Below are 18,414 nucleotides of genomic sequence, written 5' to 3'. Positions count from 1 at the left end.
CATGCTGGACTGGCAGATGCCGGGCATGGACGGACTGCAAACCGCGCACGCCATCACCGCGCTGGGGCTGCCATCCAGCCCCAAGCCGATATTGGTGACCGCGTATGGGCGTGAAGAGGTGGTGCAGGGCGCGCAGGCGGCGGGCATTGAAGACCTGCTGGTCAAGCCGGTGAATGCCTCGCTGCTGTTCAATGCCATGATTTCGGCCATGGGGCGCAAGCGCGGCGCGCGTGCCGACGATGCCCCCGACACCCAGGCCACCGCCCTCACCATGCGCACCTTGGCGCAGCGCAGCGGGGCCCGCATCCTGCTGGTGGAAGACAACGAATTCAACCAGCAAGTGGCCAGCGAGCTGCTGTATGAGGCCGACTTTGTGGTCGAGATTGCCGACAACGGCCAGCGTGCCGTCGACAGGGTGGCCCACAGCCACCAAACCGGGCAGCCCTACGACCTGGTGTTGATGGACATGCAGATGCCGGTGATGGACGGCGTGACGGCCACCCGCCTGCTGCGCCAGGACAGCCGCAACGCCACCCTGCCCATCGTCGCCATGACCGCCAACGCCATGGCCGCCGACCGCCAGCGCTGCCTGGACGCGGGCATGAACGACTTCGTCAGCAAGCCCATCGAGCCCGAAGAGCTGTGGCAGGCCCTGGCCCAGTGGATACAGCCGCGCAGCGGCCTGGGTGCGGTGCGGGTGCCACCGGTGGGGTCCGCGCCGGTGGTGCCGGTGATGGCCGGAGGCATGGCGGGCCTGCGCAGCATCCCCGGGCTGGATGTGGAACTGGGGCTGCACCGCATCCTCGGCAAGCAGGCGCTGTACCAGGAGTTTCTGGGAAAATTTGCCGCCGGACAGGCCGGTGCGGTGGCCGAAATTTTGGTCAGCCTGGACCAGGACGACTACGCCGCCGCCGAGCGCATGGCCCACACGCTCAAGGGCACAGCGGGCAACATCGGTGCTACGGCCTTGCAGGCCAGCGCCGACCAATTGGAGCGCGCCATCTACCGGCAAGAGCCGCTGCCCGCCATCCAGGCCCTGGCTGCCGGGACCACCCAGCTGCTGGACCCGCTGGTCGCGGCCATCACCCAGTTGCTGCCCGCGCCCGCCATGGATGCCATCGCCCACAGTGCCGAGCCGGTAGATCCCCAGCGTGCCAAGGCGCTGTGCGAGCAGCTTATCCGCCTGCTGGGCGAAGACGATGCCGACTCCATCGAGCTGCTGTACCAGCACGCCACCACCTTCCGGCAGGTGTTGCCCGAAGCCTTCGATGCCATCCAGGCCGCCGTCGCCGCCTATGACTTTGAATCCGCACTCGACCTGCTGCAACAGGTGCGCTAGCCAAATTTATATAAAAAGTGCCTCCAGCGCTTATTCAATAAGCGTGAGAAGCTACTTAAATAATAGCAACTAGATGCGGTTTTCAGCGGTAAGCAGCTTGGACTTCCTGGGCCACCAGGTCGCGCAGACCTTTTTCACCCATCACCAGCAAGGGCTTGCCGTTCACATAGAAGGTGGGGGTGCGTTCCACTTTCAGGGCGGCTACGTCGGCCATGTCTTGCGCCAGGATGGCGGCAATGGCGGGGTTTTGCATGTCGCGTTGGGCCTTTTCAACGTCCAGCCCAATGGGTTTCAAAAACTCCCAGACGCGCTCTATCTGCGGGTTGCCGTGTGCGGCCCATACCGGCTGGGAATTGAAAACCGCCTCCAGGCTTTGCCAGTAAAGGCCTTGAACTTTTGCCGCTTCCAGGATCTTGACCACCGTGTCTGAGCCCTGGTGGAACGCGGCATAGCGCAGCACCAGCCGCACTTTGCCCGGGTGCTCGGCCATCACGGATTTGACCAGCGGGTAGTAGGCCCGGCAGGCCTCGCAAGACGGGTCCAAAAACTCGACGATGGTGACTTTGGCATCGGCCGGGCCGATGCTGGGGGAGTGGAACTTCACCAGTGCGGCGGCATTCTGGGCGGCCACATCGGCCAGTGCTGCGCCCTGCTGTTTTTGGTAGAACCACATGCCCGCTACAAACAGCAGCGCCACCGCAATGGCGGCGCCGATCAAGGTACTGGTTTTCGTCATAAAGGTTTCTTTTTCTCACTTAAAAACAAGCCCATCCACAGGGCGGAAAATGCCAACAGCGACATCAAGGGAATCGTCACAAAGCCCCACAGCGCCAGCTTCACCTCGCCGCAGGACGGGCCTTTGCCGCAGGGCTGGATGCTTTTGGGGATCACACCCAGGTACAGCAGGCAGTGGTAGGCCGCCAGTGCCACGCCGACCAGGGCCAGGGGCTTGGCGTAGCGCACTACGCCCGGGTCTTGGGCGTGCAGGCCCACTGCCAGCACCACCACCAGGGCGTACATAGGGATGCGCTGGTACCAGCACAGCACGCAGGGCACGTAGTCCATCACCTCGCTTAAAAACAGGCTGCCTGCGCTGGACACCAGGGCCAGCAGCCAGCAGGCGAAAAGCCACTGCCATTGGCGTGGGGTGGTGGTGGCGGTGCTATGTGGCATGGTTTTTCTCTGTGCTGACGGGTGCGCGTGTCCCTTGTTGCCAGCCTGCGCGCAGCAGAAGCAGTGCCGCTACGCACACGCAGATGTCTGCCAGGTTGAACGCAGGCCAGTGCCAGTTGCGCCAATACAGATCCAGATAGTCCACCACCGCGCCGATGCGCACGCGGTCGGTGCCGTTGCCCAGCGCGCCCGCGAGAAGCAGGGCGTAGGCCAAGGCCTCCGCTTGCTGGGCCACGCCGCGCCACAGCACCACGGCCAGTACCGCGCTCACGGTGAAGGCAATGATGGTGAAGAAGTAGCGCTGCCAGCCGCCTGCGTCGGCCAGAAAGGAAAACGCCGCACCGGGGTTGAGCACGTACACCCAATTGAAACCCGCAAAGATCGGGATGCTTTCAAACAACTGCATGCTCTGGGTTACGCCGTATTTGATGGCTTGGTCGAGGACCCAAAAAAGCAGGGCCAAGGCTAGCCAGCGCCAGCGGTGGGGGGGCGATGTGCTTGTCATAGATGTCACTCAGCCGCGAAACCGCACCAGGCGCAGGCCGTTGGCCACCACCAGCAAACTGGCCCCCACATCGGCAAACACCGCCATCCACATGGTGCCCTGGCCCGTGAGCGTGAGCACCAAAAAGACGGCCTTGATGCCCAACGCCAACACGATGTTCTGTACCAGCAGGGTGTGGGTTTTGCGGGACAGGCGGATGAAGCGGGGCAACTTGCGCAGGTCGTCGTCCATCAGGGCTACGTCTGCCGTTTCAATAGCCGTGCCGGTGCCCGCCGCACCCATGGCGAAACCGATGTCGGAGCGGGCCAGGGCGGGGGCATCGTTGATGCCGTCGCCCACCATGCCGACCGCACCGTCTTTGCCTAGCTTGGCTTCAATCGCTTTGAGCTTGTCCTCTGGCAGCAAGTCACCACGGGCTTCGTCGATGCCGACTTGATCGGCAATGGCTTTGGCCGTATGGGCGTTGTCACCCGTCAGCATGATGGTTTTGATGCCGAGCGCATGGAGTTCGGTGATGGCTTGGCGGCTGGTGTCTTTTACGGTATCGGCTACGGCGAACAAGCCCATTACCTCGTCCGTGCCCTCTGCCTTTGCCAGCAGGATGACTGTTTTTCCCTGTTTCTCCAGCGTGGATAGCTGCGCTTCCAGCGCGTCCGAGCACAGGCCCAGCTCGTGTACCAGGCGGTGGTTACCCAGGTAGTAGAGCTTGCCGTCAACCATGCCTTTGGTGCCACGTCCGGGCAGGGCCTCGAAGCCTTCCACATTGCGCACAGGTACGGCATCCTTTTTGGCCGCTTCGGTGACCGCTTTGGACACCGGGTGGTCTGAGCGCGCGGCTAGGCTGGCGGCCAGGCTGCGGATGTTTGCGCTGTTGTCCGCGCTGTTGATGCCATTCAACACCAGGAAGTCGGTTTGCGCAGGCTTGCCGTGGGTAATGGTGCCGGTCTTGTCGAGCGCAATCCATAAGAGTTTGCGGCCCTCTTCCAGGTACACGCCGCCTTTGACCAGAATGCCTTGGCGCGCTGCTGCCGCCAGCCCGCTAACGATGGTGACCGGGGTGGAGATCACCAGGGCACAGGGGCAAGCGATCACCAGCAACACCAGTGCTTTGTAGATCCAGTCAAACCAGGTGCCGCCCATCAACAGGGGAGGCAATACGGCGATGCCGACGGCGATGGCGAACACCACCGGGGTGTAGATCTTGGCAAACTGGTCCACAAAGCGCTGCGTGGGAGCGCGTGCGCCCTGGGCTTCTTCCACCGCGTGGATGATGCGGGCCAGCGTGCTGTTGCCCGCTGTGGCCGTGACGGTGTATTCAAAAGAGCCTGATTCGTTGATGGTGGCAGCAAATACGGGGTCGCCTTCGGATTTTTCTACCGGCAGGCTTTCGCCGGTGATGGGGGCCTGGTTGATGGCCGATCGTCCGCTGGTGATGGTGCCGTCCAGCGCAATGCGCTCACCGGGTTTGATGCGCACCTTGGCACCGAGTGCGACCGTCTTGGCTGCAACGTCGCTCCAGGTGCCATCGGCTTGCTGCACGGTGGCGCGTTCCGGGGTGAGCTGCAACAGGCCCTGGATGGCGTTGCGGGCGCGGTCCAGGGATTTTGCTTCGATCAGCTCGGCCACGGTGAACAGCACCATCACCATGGCGGCCTCGGGCCATTGGCCAATCAGCAGTGCGCCGGTGACGGCAATGCTCATCAGCGCGTTGATGTTGAGCTGGCCATTGCGGATGGCGACCCAGCCCTTTTTGTAGGTGGTGAGCCCGCAGGCCAGCACGGCCACGATGGCCAGTACCGCTGCCAGCCACGTAGGCAAGCCCGCCCAATGCACCGCCTCGGATGCGACCGCCGCCGCACCCGCCAGCGCCAGCGGCCACCAGGGCTTGGCGGGCTCGGGTGCGGGCTGTGCTGCATCGGTCGAAGCGTCGGCGATCTCTGGCGTAAATCCCAAAGAGCGCACGGCTTCCAAAATGGGTTCCATCGCCTGTGGCGCGTGGGTCACGGTGAGCACGCGTTGCATCAGGTTGAATTCCATTCCCGCCACACCGGGCATATTGCCCAGCTTTTTGCGCAGCAGCCCTTCTTCGGTGGGGCAGTCCATCTGCAGGATGCGGATAGGGGTTTGCACGCTGCCATCACGGGCCTCGGTTTTACCTAGAGGGATTAACACGGGCTTTGTATGGTTGTCGCAACAGGCGGACTCTCCATGGTCGTGCCCATGGGTGTGCGAGTGTTCGTGGTGGTGGGCGTGGTCGGACATGGGGCTTTCTGGGTACGTGTTAGGCCCATTAAGCAACCTGAAGCTACTATAGAGTCAACCGTTACGTGGGAAAGACCTTATGAAAATCGGCGAATTGGCGCAGGTGGCCCAGTGCACCGTGGAGACGGTGCGCTACTACGAGAAGGAAGGGCTGCTGCCCGCACCCGCGCGCACGGCGGGTAACTTCCGGGTGTACGGCGCGGCGCACCTGGAGCGGCTGCGCCTGATCCGCAACTGCCGGGCGCTGGACATGAGCCATGCGGAAATCCACGCGCTGCTGGCGCTGGCCGATGGACCGGCGGACGACTGCAGCGCAGTCAACGCGGTGTTTGACCAGCACATCGCCCACGTGGACGAGCGCATCCGCGAGCTGGCGCAGCTGAAGCTGCAGTTGACCGCCCTGCGCGGGCGCTGCGGGTCGGAGCAGGCCGTGGATGCCTGCGGCATTTTGCAAGGCCTGGCGGCGATGGAAGTAGAGGCCTCGCCCGCACGCCACACCCATTTGGGCTGACCATGAACCCTCTACACCGTGCAGCCTTGCCCGCCCTGGGCGCCGCCATCTTGTTTGGGGCCAGCACGCCGCTGGCCAAGCAGTTGATCGGCGGCGGTCTGGACTCGCCGTTTTTGCTGGCGGGCTTGTTGTACCTGGGCAGTGGTGGCGGCTTGCTGGTGCTGCGGCTGCTGCGCGACCGGGGCTGGCAGCCCGCCAACCTGCCGCGCGCGGAATGGCCGTGGATGGCCGGAGCCATCGTGTTCGGCGGGGTGCTGGGGCCGCTGCTGTTGATGCTGGGGCTGGCGCACACCACGGCGGCCAGCGCCTCGCTGCTGTTGAACTTCGAGTCGGTGCTGACGGCGGTGCTGGCCTGGGTGGTGTTTCGCGAAAACGCCGACCGCCGCATTGTGCTGGGCATGCTGCTGATCGTAGCGGGCGGGGCCGTGCTGGCCTGGTCGGGCGGCAGCGCAGGAACGCTGGGCTGGGGGCCGTTGGCATTGCTGGGGGCCTGCCTGGCCTGGGCCATCGACAACAACCTGACCCGCAAGGTGTCTGCCTCGGACGCAGTGTGGGTGGCTGCCTGCAAGGGGCTGGTGGCCGGAGCCGTCAACACCGGGCTGGGTTGGGCGCTGGGTGCCGCCTGGCCCGGCGGCGCGGTGCTGGCCTCGGCCCTGGGGATTGGCTTTGTCGGCTACGGGCTGAGCTTGGTGCTGTTTGTGCTGGCCCTGCGCGGGCTGGGCGCGGCACGCACCGGGGCGTATTTTTCGGTGGCACCGTTTGTGGGGGCCGCCGTGGCGGTGCTGGTGTTGGGCGAGCCTACGACCGGGGCGTTCTGGGGGGCAGCGGCTTTGATGGCAGCGGGTGTGTGGCTGCATCTGACCGAGCACCACGCGCATGCGCACACCCATGTGGCTTTGTCGCACGCCCACCGTCACCGGCACGACGCGCACCACCAGCATGCACACGACTTTGCGTGGGACGGCGTGGAGCCGCATACCCATCCGCATCCGCATGCACCGCTACAGCACAGCCATGCGCACTTTCCCGACATCCACCACCGGCATGGGCACTGACTGCCCACCCTGGGCGGATTTATAAGAAAAGTGCCTCTACCGCTTATTCCATAAGCGCGAGAAGCTATAAATACAGTAGCAAAACAAAAAAGGAGGCGAACCTCCTTTTTTGCGGGGTGAACCCCTTACTTGCTGTTGGCCAGTTCGTGGCGGTCGGCGGCGGCGAACAGGTCGGCGGCAAAGCCACGGTCGGTGTCGGCGTAGGCTTCGGCCATTTTGCGGACTTGTTCGGCTTCTTCAAACACCGTCAGGGCGCGGGGCTCGGCGGTCTTGAACAGTGTGGCGGATACGGCGGCGACCAGCTTGGCGGCGGCGGTGAAAAGTTCTTGCAGGGCAGAACTGACGGGGGCATGGTTGGCGCGGGTCAGTTGCAGGGTATTGGTGGACATGGTGTTTACTCCTAGACATCGGGTTGACGTTGGAGTGAATTATAGGGTTAACCCTAGCTCTTGTCCTAGGGTTAACCCTCTAGTGCCTTTTGCCCTTCAGAACTAGCGGGTTATTCCAGCACCGTTTGCCGCACCGCGTGCTCCCAGCGGGCCATCAATTCTGTAGCACGTTGTGTGCCCAGCGTGGGCAGAAAACGCCGTTCGGCCCGCCACAGCGCCGCCAGCTCATCCGTGTTGCGGTACACGCCCACCGCCAGCCCGGCCAGGTAGGCGGCCCCCAGGGCGGTGGTTTCGGTGACCGCCGGGCGGATCACCGGAATGCCCAGCAGATCGGCCTGGAACTGCATCAGCAGGTCGTTCACGCAGGCCCCGCCGTCCACCCGCAGCTCGGCCACGGGCGTGCCCCCGGCCTGCACTGCGTCGCGGCCCATGGCCAGCAGCAGGGCGGCGCTTTGGAAGGCGATGCTTTCCAGCGCAGCGCGGGCAATGTGGGCCAGGGTGGTGCCGCGGCTCAAGCCGGTGATGCTGCCGCGCGCCTCGGGCTTCCAATAGGGGGCGCCCAGGCCGGTGAAGGCGGGCACAAACATCACGCCGCCGGAGTCGGGCACGCTTTGGGCCAGGCTTTGCACCTCGCCGCTGCTGGGGATGGCCTTGAGCCCGTCGCGCAGCCACTGCACCACCGCGCCGCCCACGAACACGCTGCCTTCGATGGCGAATTCGGGCTGCGACGACGGCTGGGCCGCGCTGGTGGTGAGCAGGCCGTTGTGCGAGGTCTGGAAGGTGCTGCCGGTGTGCATCAGCATGAAGCAGCCGGTGCCGTAGGTGTTCTTGGCCATGCCCGCCTTGAAGCAGGCCTGGCCGAACAGCGCGCTTTGCTGGTCGCCCGCCACGCCGCCAATGGGGATGGCGTGGCCCAGCAGGGCGGGGCTGACTTCGCCGTAAATGGCGCTGCTGGGTTTGACGGCGGGCATCAGGCTGGCGGGGATGTCCAGCGCGGCCAGCAGCTCGGCATCCCACTGGTTGGTGTGCACGTTGAACAGCATGGTGCGCGAGGCGTTGCTGACATCGGTGGCGTGCACCCGGCCCTCGGTGAGCTGCCACATCAGCCAGCTGTCGATGGTGCCAAACGCCAGCTCGCCGCGCTCGGCCTGGGCGCGGGCCTGGGGCACGTGGTCCAGCAGCCATTTGAGCTTGGTGCCCGAGAAGTAGGCATCCACCAGCAACCCGGTTTTGCGCTGGATCACATCGGCCATGCCGTCGGCGCGCAGTTGTACACAGGTGGGCTCGGCGCGCCGGTCTTGCCAGACGATGGCGTGGTGGATGGGTACACCGGTGGCGCGGTTCCACACCACCGTGGTTTCGCGCTGGTTGGTGATGCCGATGGCGCGGATGTCCTTGGCCGCCAGCCCGGCCTGGGCCAGCGCGGCGCGGGCGGTGGCGAGCTGGGTGCGCCAGATCTCGAAGGGGTCGTGCTCCACCCAGCCGGGCTGCGGAAAGATTTGCGGCAGTTCAAGCTGCGACTGGCTGACGATGTGGCCGTCGGCATGGAAGACGATGCTGCGCGAGCTGGAGGTGCCTTGGTCGAGGGCGAGGAGGTAGGTCATGGTGGATCGGTCTAGTCAAGAGCAATGTGGTTGCGCACCTGGGCATCGCGCAGCAGGGCGGGGAAGGGGTCGGGCACCGGGCCGTCGGTGAACAGGCGGTCGATCTGCGACAGCCGGGCCACTTCAACCATCGCCGGGCGGTTGAACTTGCTGCTGTCGGCCGCCAGCCAGACCTCGCGGGCATGGCTGATGATGGCCTGCGACACCTTGACTTCGCGGTAGTCGAAGTCGCGCAGCGTGCCGTCCATTTCTATGGCCGAAATGCCGATCAGCGCTATGTCCACCTTGAACTGGCGTATGAAATCGATAGCAGCCTCGCCCACCACGCCCCGGTCGCGGCCCCGCACCACGCCACCGGCAATGATCACTTCGCACTGCGGGTTGGCGCAGAGGATGGTGGCTACGTTGAGGTTGTTGGTGATGACGCGCAGGCCCTTGTGCTGCATCAGCGCCTTGGCGATGGCCTCGGTGGTGGTGCCGATATTGAGGATCAGCGAGCAGTCGTTGGGCACTTCGGCGGCCACCGCGCGGGCGATACGGGCCTTGCCTTCGGCGTGCAGGTTTTCGCGCTGCGGGTGGGCGATGTTCTCGATGGTGGAGCTGGGCACGCGCACGCCGCCGTGGAAGCGGGTGAGCAGCCCGTCGTCGGCCATGCGCTGCACGTCGCGGCGCACGGTTTGTAGCGTCACGCCCAGCTTGTCGGCGAGTTGGTCCACCGTGAGGGAGCCTTGGGCTTGCACGGCCTGCAGCAGCAGCAGTTGTCGGGGGTTGGGGTTCACAAGTTTCGTTTTGGATAGATGTCGTGGTGGCGACTTTAAAACGAAAGACAAAGAAGCTAGCAAGGGTTGTTACTGAGAAAAAACAAACGTAAACGAACAATAATTATCAAATTCGAAGATTTTGTAAATTTCAATAAGGGAACATGATGCAGTTGAGCTTAGAAGGCATCAGCAAAAAGGTGGGGGCGCAGACGTGGCTGTACGAGATGGGTATCGCGCCTCAGCCCGGCGCGGTCACTGTGCTGCTGGGGGCCACCCAGGCGGGCAAGACCAGCTTGATGCGCATCATGGCCGGCCTGGACGTGCCCACCCACGGCAAAGTCAAGGTGGATGGCGTGGACGTGACGGGCCAGCCGGTGCGCGAGCGCAATGTAGCCATGGTCTACCAGCAGTTCATCAATTACCCCTCGCTCAAGGTGCGCGACAACATCGCCTCGCCGCTCAAGCTGCGTGGCGAAAAAAATATGGACCAAAAGGTCACTGCGCTGGCCGAGAAGCTGCATATCGAGATGTTCCTGGACCGCTTTCCCGCAGAGCTGTCGGGCGGCCAGCAGCAGCGCGTGGCCCTGGCCCGCGCCCTGGCTAAGGCCGCACCGCTGATGTTGCTGGACGAGCCGCTGGTCAACCTGGATTACAAGCTGCGCGAAGAACTGAGGGATGAGCTGAGCTCGCTGTTTGCCGCCGGGGAATCCACCGTGGTGTATGCCACCACCGAGCCGGGCGAGGCCTTGCTGCTGGGGGGCTACACGGCGGTGATGGATGCGGGCGAACTGCTGCAGTACGGCCCGACCGCCGAGGTGTTCCACCAGCCCAAATCATTGCGTGTGGCGCGTGCTTTCAGCGACCCGCCGATGAACCTGGCGGCGGGCCACACGGCAGCGGGTGGCGTGCAGCTGCAGGCCGGGCCGCTGCTGGCGCTGGACTTACCGCCTACCGTGGCCGGGGGCTTGACGGTGGGCCTGCGTGCCAGTGCGCTGCGGGTGCAACAGCGCCCCGGCGACGTGGCCCTGGCTGGGCATGTGGAGCTGGCCGAAATATCCGGGTCCGACACTTTTGTCCACGTCTCCACGCCCATCGGTGAGCTGGTCGCCCAGCTCACGGGGGTGCATTATTTTGAACTGGGCACGGCCTTGAACCTGTACTTCCACGCCACGCAGGCCTATGTGTTTGATGCCCAGGGCGCTTTGCTGCTGGCCCCGGCACGCAAGGGAACCGTCTAATGGCCCGCATCGAACTCGATCTGGCGCACGCCTACCGCGCCAACCCCACGCAAGACAGCGACTATGCGTTGCTGCCGCTGAAGATGACCTTCAACGACGGCGGTGCGTACGCGCTGCTGGGCCCGTCGGGCTGCGGCAAGACCACCATGCTGAACATCATGTCGGGCCTGGTGGCACCCTCAACGGGCACGGTGCTTTTTGACGGCAAGGATGTGACCCGCGCCTCGCCGCAAGAGCGCAACATCGCCCAGGTCTTTCAGTTCCCGGTGATCTACGACACCATGACGGTGGCCGAGAACCTGGCTTTTCCGCTGCGCAACCGCAAGGTGCCGCAGGCGCAGATCGACAAACGCGTGGGCGAGATTGCCGAGATGCTGGAGATGAGCGGCCAGCTCAACCAGCGCGCAGCCAACCTGGCGGCCGATGCCAAGCAGAAGATTTCGCTGGGCCGCGGCCTGGTGCGGCCCGATGTATCGGCCGTGCTGTTTGACGAGCCGCTCACCGTGATCGACCCGCACCTGAAATGGCAGTTGCGCCGCAAGCTCAAGCAGATCCACCGCGAGCTCAAGCTCACCCTGATCTACGTGACCCACGACCAGGTGGAAGCGCTGACCTTTGCCGAACAGGTGGTGGTGATGACCCGGGGCCGTGCGGTGCAGGTGGGCTCGGCCGATGCGCTGTTCGAGCGGCCCAGCCATACCTTTGTGGGTAATTTCATCGGTTCGCCGGGCATGAACTTTTTGCCTGCACAGGCCACCGGCAGCCAATTGCAGGTGGCGGGTGCGCAATGGGCCTTGCCCCGTGCGTTGCCTACGGGTGCGCTGAAGCTGGGCGTGCGACCCGAATACGTGGCGTTGGCATCGCCCGCTACACCCGGTGCGCTGCTGTGCACGGTGGGCAAGATCCAGGACGTGGGCACCCATGTGATGCTGACCGCCATGGTGGATGGCCAGACCCTCAAAGCCCGGCTGAGCCCCGAAGTGCAACTGCCTGCCGTGGGTGAAAGCCTGTGGCTGCAGGTGCTGGGCGAGCACACCTGCTTTTACCAAAACGAGGAAATTGTGGCATGAGCACGACTACCAAACCAGTGAACCAGAAGGCCTGGTTCTTGATACTGCCAGTGCTGATTTGCGTGGCGTTTTCGGCCATCATTCCGCTGATGACGGTGGTGAACTACTCGGTGCAAGACATCATCTCGCCCGAGCGCCGCGTGTTTGTGGGCACCGAGTGGTTTGTGGCGGTGATGCGCGACGAAGAGCTGCATGCCGCGCTGCTGCGGCAAATCACCTTTTCGCTGGCCGTCCTGGCGGTGGAGCTGCCGCTGGGCATCTTGCTGGCCTTGTCCATGCCGGCCGATGGCTGGAAGGCTTCGGTGGTGCTGGTGATCGTGTCGCTGTCGCTGCTGATCCCCTGGAACGTGGTGGGCACCATCTGGCAGATTTTTGGCCGCTCGGATATTGGCTTGCTCGGGGCTGCGCTGCAAGGCATGGGTATCGAGTACAGCTACACCGGCAACGCCACCCACGCCTGGCTCACCGTGCTGCTGATGGACGTGTGGCACTGGACGCCGCTGGTGGCTTTGCTGGGTTATGCCGGTTTGCGCTCGATTCCCGATGCGTATTACCAGGCAGCGCGTATCGACGGTGCCAGCAAGCTGGCGGTGTTCCGCTACATCCAGCTGCCCAAGATGCGCGGCGTGCTGATGATTGGCGTGCTGTTGCGCTTCATGGACAGCTTCATGATCTACACCGAGCCGTTTGTGCTGACGGGTGGCGGGCCGGGCAATGCGACCACTTTCCTGTCGCAATTCTTGACGCAGAAAGCCGTGGGCCAGTTTGACCTGGGACCGGCGGCGGCCTTCTCGCTGATCTACTTTCTGATCATCTTGTTGCTCTGCTTTATTTTGTACAACTGGATGCAGCGCGTCGGCACCCAAGAAAAAGAAGGCGGTCATGAATAAGCCCAAATTCCAGAAGCGGACGATCTTTCTGTTCGCCTACATCATCTTCGCCTTGCTGCCCATCTACTGGATGGTCAATATGTCGTTCAAGACAAACAGCGAAATTTTGGCCAGCTTCTCGCTGATCCCACAGAACTTTACCTGGGACAACTACCGCACCATCCTGACCGATCCATCGTGGTACTCGGGCTACATCAACAGCCTGATTTACGTGAGCATCAACATGGTGATCACGCTCACCGTGGCGCTGCCTGCGGCGTATGCGTTTTCGCGCTACAGCTTCCTGGGCGACAAGCATGTGTTCTTCTGGCTACTGACCAACCGCATGACCCCGCCTGCGGTGTTTTTGCTGCCGTTCTTTCAGCTCTACACCACGGTGGGCTTGATGGACACGCACTTGGCGGTGGCGCTGGCGCATTTGCTCTTCAGCGTGCCGCTGGCGGTGTGGATTCTGGAAGGCTTCATGAGCGGAATCCCGCGCGAGATTGACGAGACGGCGTATATCGACGGCTATACCTTCCCGCGCTTTTTCATCACCATCTTCCTGCCGCTGATCAAGGCCGGTGTGGGCGTGGCGGCGTTCTTCTGCTTCATGTTTAGCTGGGTCGAACTGCTGCTGGCCCGTACGCTGACCAGCGTGAACGCCAAGCCCATCGTGGCCACCATGACGCGCACCGTGTCGGCATCCGGCATGGACTGGGCCACCCTGGCGGCAGCCGGTGTGCTGACCATCGTGCCAGGTGCCATCGTGATCTGGTTTGTGCGCAACTACATCGCAAAAGGTTTTGCGATGGGCCGAGTTTGAAGCGAAGGAATGTCTATGTTTGAGTGGATGGCGTGGACCTTGCCGGTCGCAGTTTTCTTTATTTGCATCGTGCTGATGCTGGCGGGCATGACCGTGTGGGAGATCAAGTCGCCCACGACGCTGCGGCGTGGCTTTTTGCCGATGGAAACCACCCGGGGTGACCGGCTCTTCATGGGCTTGCTCAGTGCGGCCTATGTGAATCTGATTTTTGTCGGCTTGAGCGGCAAATTTGCCGAGTGGTTCGGCCTGGATGGCGACCCCTCGATCTGGATCAGCTTTGTGCTGTCCATGGTGCTGCTGGCCGTGATCATGCGCAAGGGATAGACAGGTTTTATGCGTGTTCAAGGATTCGGCTTCCATTGCCCCCAGAGCCGAGCAAGCCTTTGTGATCTATGGGGGTGCATACCAATCAGGAGACGAGACATGAAGATGCGTTATTCCCACCTGGCCATCGCCGCCGTGTGCGCGCTGACCGGCCACGCTTTCGCCGACGAGGCGGCAGCCAAGAAATGGATCGACAGCGAGTTCCAGCCTTCGACCCTGAGCAAGGACCAGCAGGCCGCCGAACTGAAGTGGTTCATCGACGCGGCCAAGAAGCTGCAGGCCAAGGGCGTGAAGGAAATTTCGGTGGTGTCCGAGACCATCACCACCCACGAATACGAAAGCAAGACGCTGGCCAAGGCGTTTGAAGAGATCACTGGCATCAAGGTCAAGCACGACCTGATCCAGGAAGGCGATGTGGTCGAGAAGCTGCAGACCTCGATGCAATCGGGCAAGTCGATCTATGACGGCTGGATTACCGACTCGGACCTGATCGGTACCCACTACCGCTACGGCAAGATCATGAACCTGACCGACTACATGGCCGGCAAGGGCAAGGAGTGGACCAACCCCGGCCTGGACCTGAAAGACTTCATCGGCACCAGCTTCACCACCGGCCCCGATAAAAAGCTCTACCAGTTGCCCGACCAGCAGTTTGCCAATCTGTACTGGTTCCGTGCCGACCTGTTTGCCCGCCAGGACCTGAAAGACAAGTTCAAGGCCAAGTACGGCTACGAGCTGGGCGTGCCGCAGAACTGGAGCGCCTACGAAGACATCGCCGCCTTCTTCAGCGAAGACGTGAAAACCATCGACGGCAAGCCGGTCTATGGCCATATGGATTACGGCAAAAAAGACCCGTCGCTGGGCTGGCGCTTTACCGATGCCTGGCTGTCCATGGCCGGTACCGCCGACATTGGCAACCCCAACGGCTTGCCGGTGGACGAGTGGGGTATCCGCGTGGGTGCCGACAAGTGCACGCCGGTGGGCGCTTCGGTGTCGCGCGGTGGTGCCACCAATTCGCCTGCTGCCGTGTACGCCTTGACCAAGTACGTGGACTGGATGAAGAAGTACGCGCCCAAAGAGGCCAGCGGCATGACCTTTGGCGAATCCGGCCCCGTGCCTGCCCAGGGCCAGATCGCCCAGCAAATCTTCTGGTACACCGCGTTCACGGCCGACATGATCAAGCCCGGTCTGCCGGTGGTGAATGCCGATGGCACGCCCAAATGGCGCATGGCCCCCGGCCCGAACGGCCCGTACTGGAAGCAAGGCATGCAAAACGGCTACCAGGACGTGGGTTCCTGGACCTTCTTTGCCAACCACGATGCCGACAAGACCGCCGCTGCCTGGCTGTATGCGCAGTTTGTGACGGCCAAGACCACCTCGCTGAAAAAGACCGTGGTGGGCCTGACCCCCATCCGCGAGTCCGACATCCAGAGCAAGGCCATGACCGATATGGCCCCCAAGCTGGGTGGTCTGGTGGAGTTCTACCGCAGCCCCGCCCGCGTGGCCTGGTCGCCTACCGGCACCAACGTTCCCGACTACCCCAAGCTGGCCCAGCTGTGGTGGAAGAACGTAGCCCAGGCCGTCACGGGTGAAAAAACGCCACAGGGGGCGATGGACAACCTGGCCGAAGAGATGGACCAGGTCATGTCCCGGCTGGAGCGTGCAGGCATGGCGCATTGCGCTCCCAAGCTCAACCCCAAGGGTGACCCCAACAAGTACCTGAGCGACAAGGGTGCCCCCTGGAAGAAGCTGGCCAACGAGAAGCCCAAGGGCGAAACCATTGCTTACGAAACGCTGTTGAACGCGTGGAAAAATGGCAAGGTCCGTTAACGTGAGAGCGTTGACACAGATGCCATCTTCTTGATGCGTCTCGCCGCGTGGACTTTGTGTGCACGCGGCCTTTTTTTTGAGCCCGGCATGCTTCGCGCTTGGTGGGTTTGTTTGATTGGTGAAATTTAGGTTATGACACTCGCATCCCCACCCCTGGCTACCCTGCGTTCTGCGTTGATGGCGCAACTGACGGCCCCCGCCCGCTTCGATGTCGTGGTGATTGGCGGTGGTGCCACCGGCCTGGGCGTGGCACTGGATGCCGCAACACGCGGGTTCAGCGTGGCCCTGGTCGAGTCGCACGACTTTGCCAAGGGCACTTCGTCGCGCGCGACCAAACTGGTGCATGGCGGCGTGCGTTACCTGGCACAGGGCAATATCGCCCTGGTGCGCGAGGCCTTGCACGAGCGCACCACGCTGCTCAACAACGCGCCGCACCTGGCCCAGCCGCTGGCCTTTGTGATGCCGTCTTACAAACTGCTGGATACGCCGTTTTACGGCATCGGTTTGAAGATGTACGACGCGCTGGCGGGCAAGGCGGGCCTGGGCCCCACAGAATTTTTAGGCCGCAACAAAACCCTGCAGTACCTGCCCACCGTCCAGGCCCACGGCCTCAAGGGTGGGGTGAAGTACTGGGACGGCCAGTTTGACGATGCCCGGCTGGCCCTGGCGCTGGCCCGCACGGCAGCCGCCCATGGTGCGGTGGTGGCCAACTATTGCGCCGCCACTGGCTTGCTGCACGAAGACGGCAAAGTCGCGGGCGTGCACTGCGAAGACCGCGAAACCGGTGCCAAGATCACCTTGCGGGCGGGCTGTGTGGTGAATGCCACCGGCGTGTGGGTCGATGCCTTCCGCCAGCAGGACGGCGAAGCCACGGGCCGCGTCGCCAAGCCTATGGTGGCCCCTAGCCAGGGCGTGCACATCGTGGTGGACCGCGAATTTCTGCCCGGCGACCACGCCATGCTGGTACCCAAAACCGCCGATGGCCGCGTGCTGTTTGCCGTGCCCTGGCTGGGCAAGGTCATTCTGGGCACCACCGACACCCCGCGCGACGACCTGGCCCGCGAGCCGCGGCCCTTCAAAGAAGAGGTGGAGTTCATTCTGAGTGAATCCGCCCGCTACCTCAGCCGCGCACCCACACGTGCCGATGTGAAAAGCGTCTGGGTGGGTCTGCGTCCGCTGGTCAAGCCGCAAGACGACGATGGTGGCAACACCAAGGGCATCAGCCGCGAACACACGGTGCTGGTCAGCAAAAGCGGCCTGGTCACCGTGACCGGCGGCAAGTGGACCACCTACCGCGCCATGGCCGAGGACGTGCTGGACAAATGCTTTGCTGCAAACCTGCTACAGCCGCGCAAGCCCGGCACCACGTCCACCTTGCGCCTGATGGGGGCGGGTGGTGCGGTGGATGCGCCGCGCCCTAAGATCAGTGACGCGCCCGGCCTGCATGCCTACGGCACCGAGCAGCCCGTCGTCCAGTCCCTGCCCGGCGGCGACCGTTGGCTCGGTGGCGGAGTGTCGGAAGCCATGGTGCGTTTTGCGGCGCGCTTTGAGTACGCCCGTACCGTGGAAGATGTGTTGGCCCGCCGCAGCCGTTTGCTGTTCCTGGATGCACGGTTGGCCGCCTCTTTGGCTCCGGCTGTGGCTGACATCCTGTGGGAAGAAACCGGTGCCGATCCCCAAACCGATGACTTCCTTGCTTTGGCGCAACTCTATCTGACCCTGCCCGCGTGAAGCCCCTGGCGCAATGGCCGCTGGCAGCGCGGCGCGGACTGGTGGGCGTGCTCACCGACATCGACGACACCCTGACCACTGACGGAGCCATCACCGTTGATGCGCTGCAGGCCCTGGCAGATTTGAAGGCCGCAGGCTTGGTGGTGATTGCCATCACGGGTCGCCCCGTGGGATGGAGCGAACCGTTTGCGCTTACCTGGCCGGTGGACGCCATCGTGGCAGAGAACGGCGCGGTGGCGCTGCAAAAAAAAACAAGCCAAATTGGCCTTCCGCGCTTATTTGATAAGCACGAGCAGCTATTAAAACTGTATATCCAGGATGCCGGTACACGCCGCACAAACTTTGATCGCATGCAGCATATTGCGCAGCGGGTGCTGGCTGAAGTACCTGGCGCCATGTTGGCGCAAGACTCGGCCGGGCGCGAGACCGATATCGCCTTCGACCACAGCGAATTCATCCATCTGCCGCCCCACAATATCGCCCAGGTCGTGGCTATTCTGCAATCCGAGGGCATGCACGCCACAGTCAGCTCCATCCATATCAATGGCTGGTTTGGCGGGCATGATAAATGGGTGGGGGCGTGCTGGATCGTCCAGACCTTGCTGGGGCGCGACCTGGCCGCAGAACGCGAACACTGGGCCTACGTGGGTGACTCCACCAATGACCAGCGCATGTTCGAAGCCTTGCCGCACAGCATTGGTGTGGCAAATGTGCGACGTTTTGAGGCCCAAATGTCCTGCAAACCCACCTACATCACGCCCAAAGAGCGTGGCGCAGGCTTTGCCGAGGTGGTTGCAGCCGCATTGGCCGCCCGCTGACAGTGCCAGTGTGTGTTTTTTAAGGCAGGGTGTTGACGTGCCGTCAAATACTCTGCATAATCGTGGGCTTCGCTCCTAAAAAGCGATGCTTCTGCCCAAAGGAAGCGCT

18 protein-coding genes are annotated in these 18,414 nt (G+C 63.1%); 11 read left to right on the top strand and 7 right to left on the bottom strand.

Translation table 11 applies throughout. The features are described 5' to 3' along the window. A partial coding sequence (locus AC097O_RS23485; protein WP_479595351.1) for a response regulator occupies positions 1-1,339 on the top strand: 1,339 nt, incomplete at its 5' end. An 82-nt stretch (positions 1,340-1,421) separates the two neighbouring features. On the opposite strand, the gene AC097O_RS23480 is transcribed toward AC097O_RS23485, so the two are convergent. From AC097O_RS23480 to AC097O_RS23465, 4 genes are read right to left on the bottom strand one after another with little or no spacing between them, the layout of a single operon-like run. Continuing rightward, on the bottom strand, positions 1,422-2,075 hold the full coding sequence (locus tag AC097O_RS23480; RefSeq protein WP_479595350.1) for a DsbA family protein: 654 nt from the start codon (positions 2,073-2,075) through the stop codon (positions 1,422-1,424). Beyond that, the gene (locus tag AC097O_RS23475; RefSeq protein WP_479595349.1) at positions 2,072-2,512 is read right to left on the bottom strand and encodes a disulfide bond formation protein B; all 441 of its coding nucleotides are present in this window, start codon (positions 2,510-2,512) and stop codon (positions 2,072-2,074) included. The genes AC097O_RS23480 and AC097O_RS23475 overlap by 4 nt, the downstream gene beginning before the upstream one ends. Beyond that, positions 2,502-3,017, bottom strand: a complete 516-nt coding sequence (gene lspA, locus AC097O_RS23470; RefSeq protein WP_479595348.1) for a signal peptidase II — start codon at positions 3,015-3,017, stop codon at positions 2,502-2,504. The genes AC097O_RS23475 and lspA overlap by 11 nt, the downstream gene beginning before the upstream one ends. A 9-nt stretch (positions 3,018-3,026) precedes the next feature. Continuing rightward, positions 3,027-5,279, bottom strand: coding sequence for a heavy metal translocating P-type ATPase (locus AC097O_RS23465; RefSeq protein ID WP_479595347.1), 2,253 nt, complete (start codon positions 5,277-5,279; stop codon positions 3,027-3,029). 79 nt (positions 5,280-5,358) lie between these two features. Here AC097O_RS23465 and cadR point away from each other — a divergent pair, with 79 nt between their 5' ends. Both cadR and AC097O_RS23455 read left to right on the top strand, forming a co-directional pair. Next, positions 5,359-5,790: a Cd(II)/Pb(II)-responsive transcriptional regulator gene (gene cadR / locus AC097O_RS23460; RefSeq protein ID WP_479595346.1), complete on the top strand. Its 432-nt coding sequence runs from the start codon at positions 5,359-5,361 to the stop codon at positions 5,788-5,790. Between the two features lie 2 nt (positions 5,791-5,792). Next, positions 5,793-6,845 carry a DMT family transporter gene (locus AC097O_RS23455; protein ID WP_479595345.1) on the top strand — a complete coding sequence of 351 codons (1,053 nt, stop codon included), beginning with the start codon at positions 5,793-5,795 and terminating at the stop codon, positions 6,843-6,845. Between the two features lie 125 nt (positions 6,846-6,970). Here AC097O_RS23455 and AC097O_RS23450 read toward each other — a convergent pair whose 3' ends face one another. The 3 genes from AC097O_RS23450 to AC097O_RS23440 form a co-directional block, all read right to left on the bottom strand. Further along, a complete protein-coding gene (locus AC097O_RS23450; RefSeq protein WP_479595344.1) occupies positions 6,971-7,234 on the bottom strand; it encodes a hypothetical protein in 264 nt (87 codons plus the stop codon). 110 nt (positions 7,235-7,344) lie between these two features. Next, positions 7,345-8,838, bottom strand: coding sequence for a glycerol kinase GlpK (glpK, locus tag AC097O_RS23445; protein ID WP_479595343.1), 1,494 nt, complete (start codon positions 8,836-8,838; stop codon positions 7,345-7,347). Between the two features lie 11 nt (positions 8,839-8,849). Next, positions 8,850-9,617: a DeoR family transcriptional regulator gene (locus AC097O_RS23440; protein WP_315192366.1), complete on the bottom strand. Its 768-nt coding sequence runs from the start codon at positions 9,615-9,617 to the stop codon at positions 8,850-8,852. A gap of 146 nt (positions 9,618-9,763) precedes the next feature. Between AC097O_RS23440 and AC097O_RS23435 the strand changes: the two genes are divergently transcribed. The 8 genes from AC097O_RS23435 (at position 9,764) to AC097O_RS23400 (ending at position 18,305) form a co-directional block, all read left to right on the top strand. Beyond that, positions 9,764-10,837, top strand: coding sequence for an ABC transporter ATP-binding protein (locus tag AC097O_RS23435; RefSeq protein WP_479595342.1), 1,074 nt, complete (start codon positions 9,764-9,766; stop codon positions 10,835-10,837). After that, on the top strand, positions 10,837-11,907 hold the full coding sequence (locus AC097O_RS23430) for an ABC transporter ATP-binding protein (protein WP_479595341.1): 1,071 nt from the start codon (positions 10,837-10,839) through the stop codon (positions 11,905-11,907). The genes AC097O_RS23435 and AC097O_RS23430 overlap by 1 nt, the downstream gene beginning before the upstream one ends. Continuing rightward, positions 11,904-12,797: a carbohydrate ABC transporter permease gene (locus AC097O_RS23425; protein ID WP_092757606.1), complete on the top strand. Its 894-nt coding sequence runs from the start codon at positions 11,904-11,906 to the stop codon at positions 12,795-12,797. The genes AC097O_RS23430 and AC097O_RS23425 overlap by 4 nt, the downstream gene beginning before the upstream one ends. After that, positions 12,790-13,602, top strand: a complete 813-nt coding sequence (locus tag AC097O_RS23420) for a carbohydrate ABC transporter permease (RefSeq protein WP_479595340.1) — start codon at positions 12,790-12,792, stop codon at positions 13,600-13,602. The genes AC097O_RS23425 and AC097O_RS23420 overlap by 8 nt, the downstream gene beginning before the upstream one ends. A 15-nt stretch (positions 13,603-13,617) precedes the next feature. Further along, positions 13,618-13,926, top strand: coding sequence for a DUF2160 family membrane protein (locus AC097O_RS23415; protein WP_315192375.1), 309 nt, complete (start codon positions 13,618-13,620; stop codon positions 13,924-13,926). A 99-nt stretch (positions 13,927-14,025) separates the two neighbouring features. Then, positions 14,026-15,756, top strand: coding sequence for an ABC transporter substrate-binding protein (locus tag AC097O_RS23410; protein WP_479595339.1), 1,731 nt, complete (start codon positions 14,026-14,028; stop codon positions 15,754-15,756). 132 nt (positions 15,757-15,888) lie between these two features. Further along, positions 15,889-17,487: a glycerol-3-phosphate dehydrogenase/oxidase gene (locus AC097O_RS23405; protein ID WP_479595338.1), complete on the top strand. Its 1,599-nt coding sequence runs from the start codon at positions 15,889-15,891 to the stop codon at positions 17,485-17,487. Continuing rightward, positions 17,484-18,305 carry an HAD-IIB family hydrolase gene (locus tag AC097O_RS23400; RefSeq protein ID WP_479595337.1) on the top strand — a complete coding sequence of 274 codons (822 nt, stop codon included), beginning with the start codon at positions 17,484-17,486 and terminating at the stop codon, positions 18,303-18,305. The genes AC097O_RS23405 and AC097O_RS23400 overlap by 4 nt, the downstream gene beginning before the upstream one ends. Positions 18,306-18,414: the final 109 nt, after the last annotated feature.

It is taken from the genome of Rhodoferax sp. LS1P39, from assembly GCF_056521425.1.
This window is presented reverse-complemented; position numbering and strand designations above follow the sequence as displayed.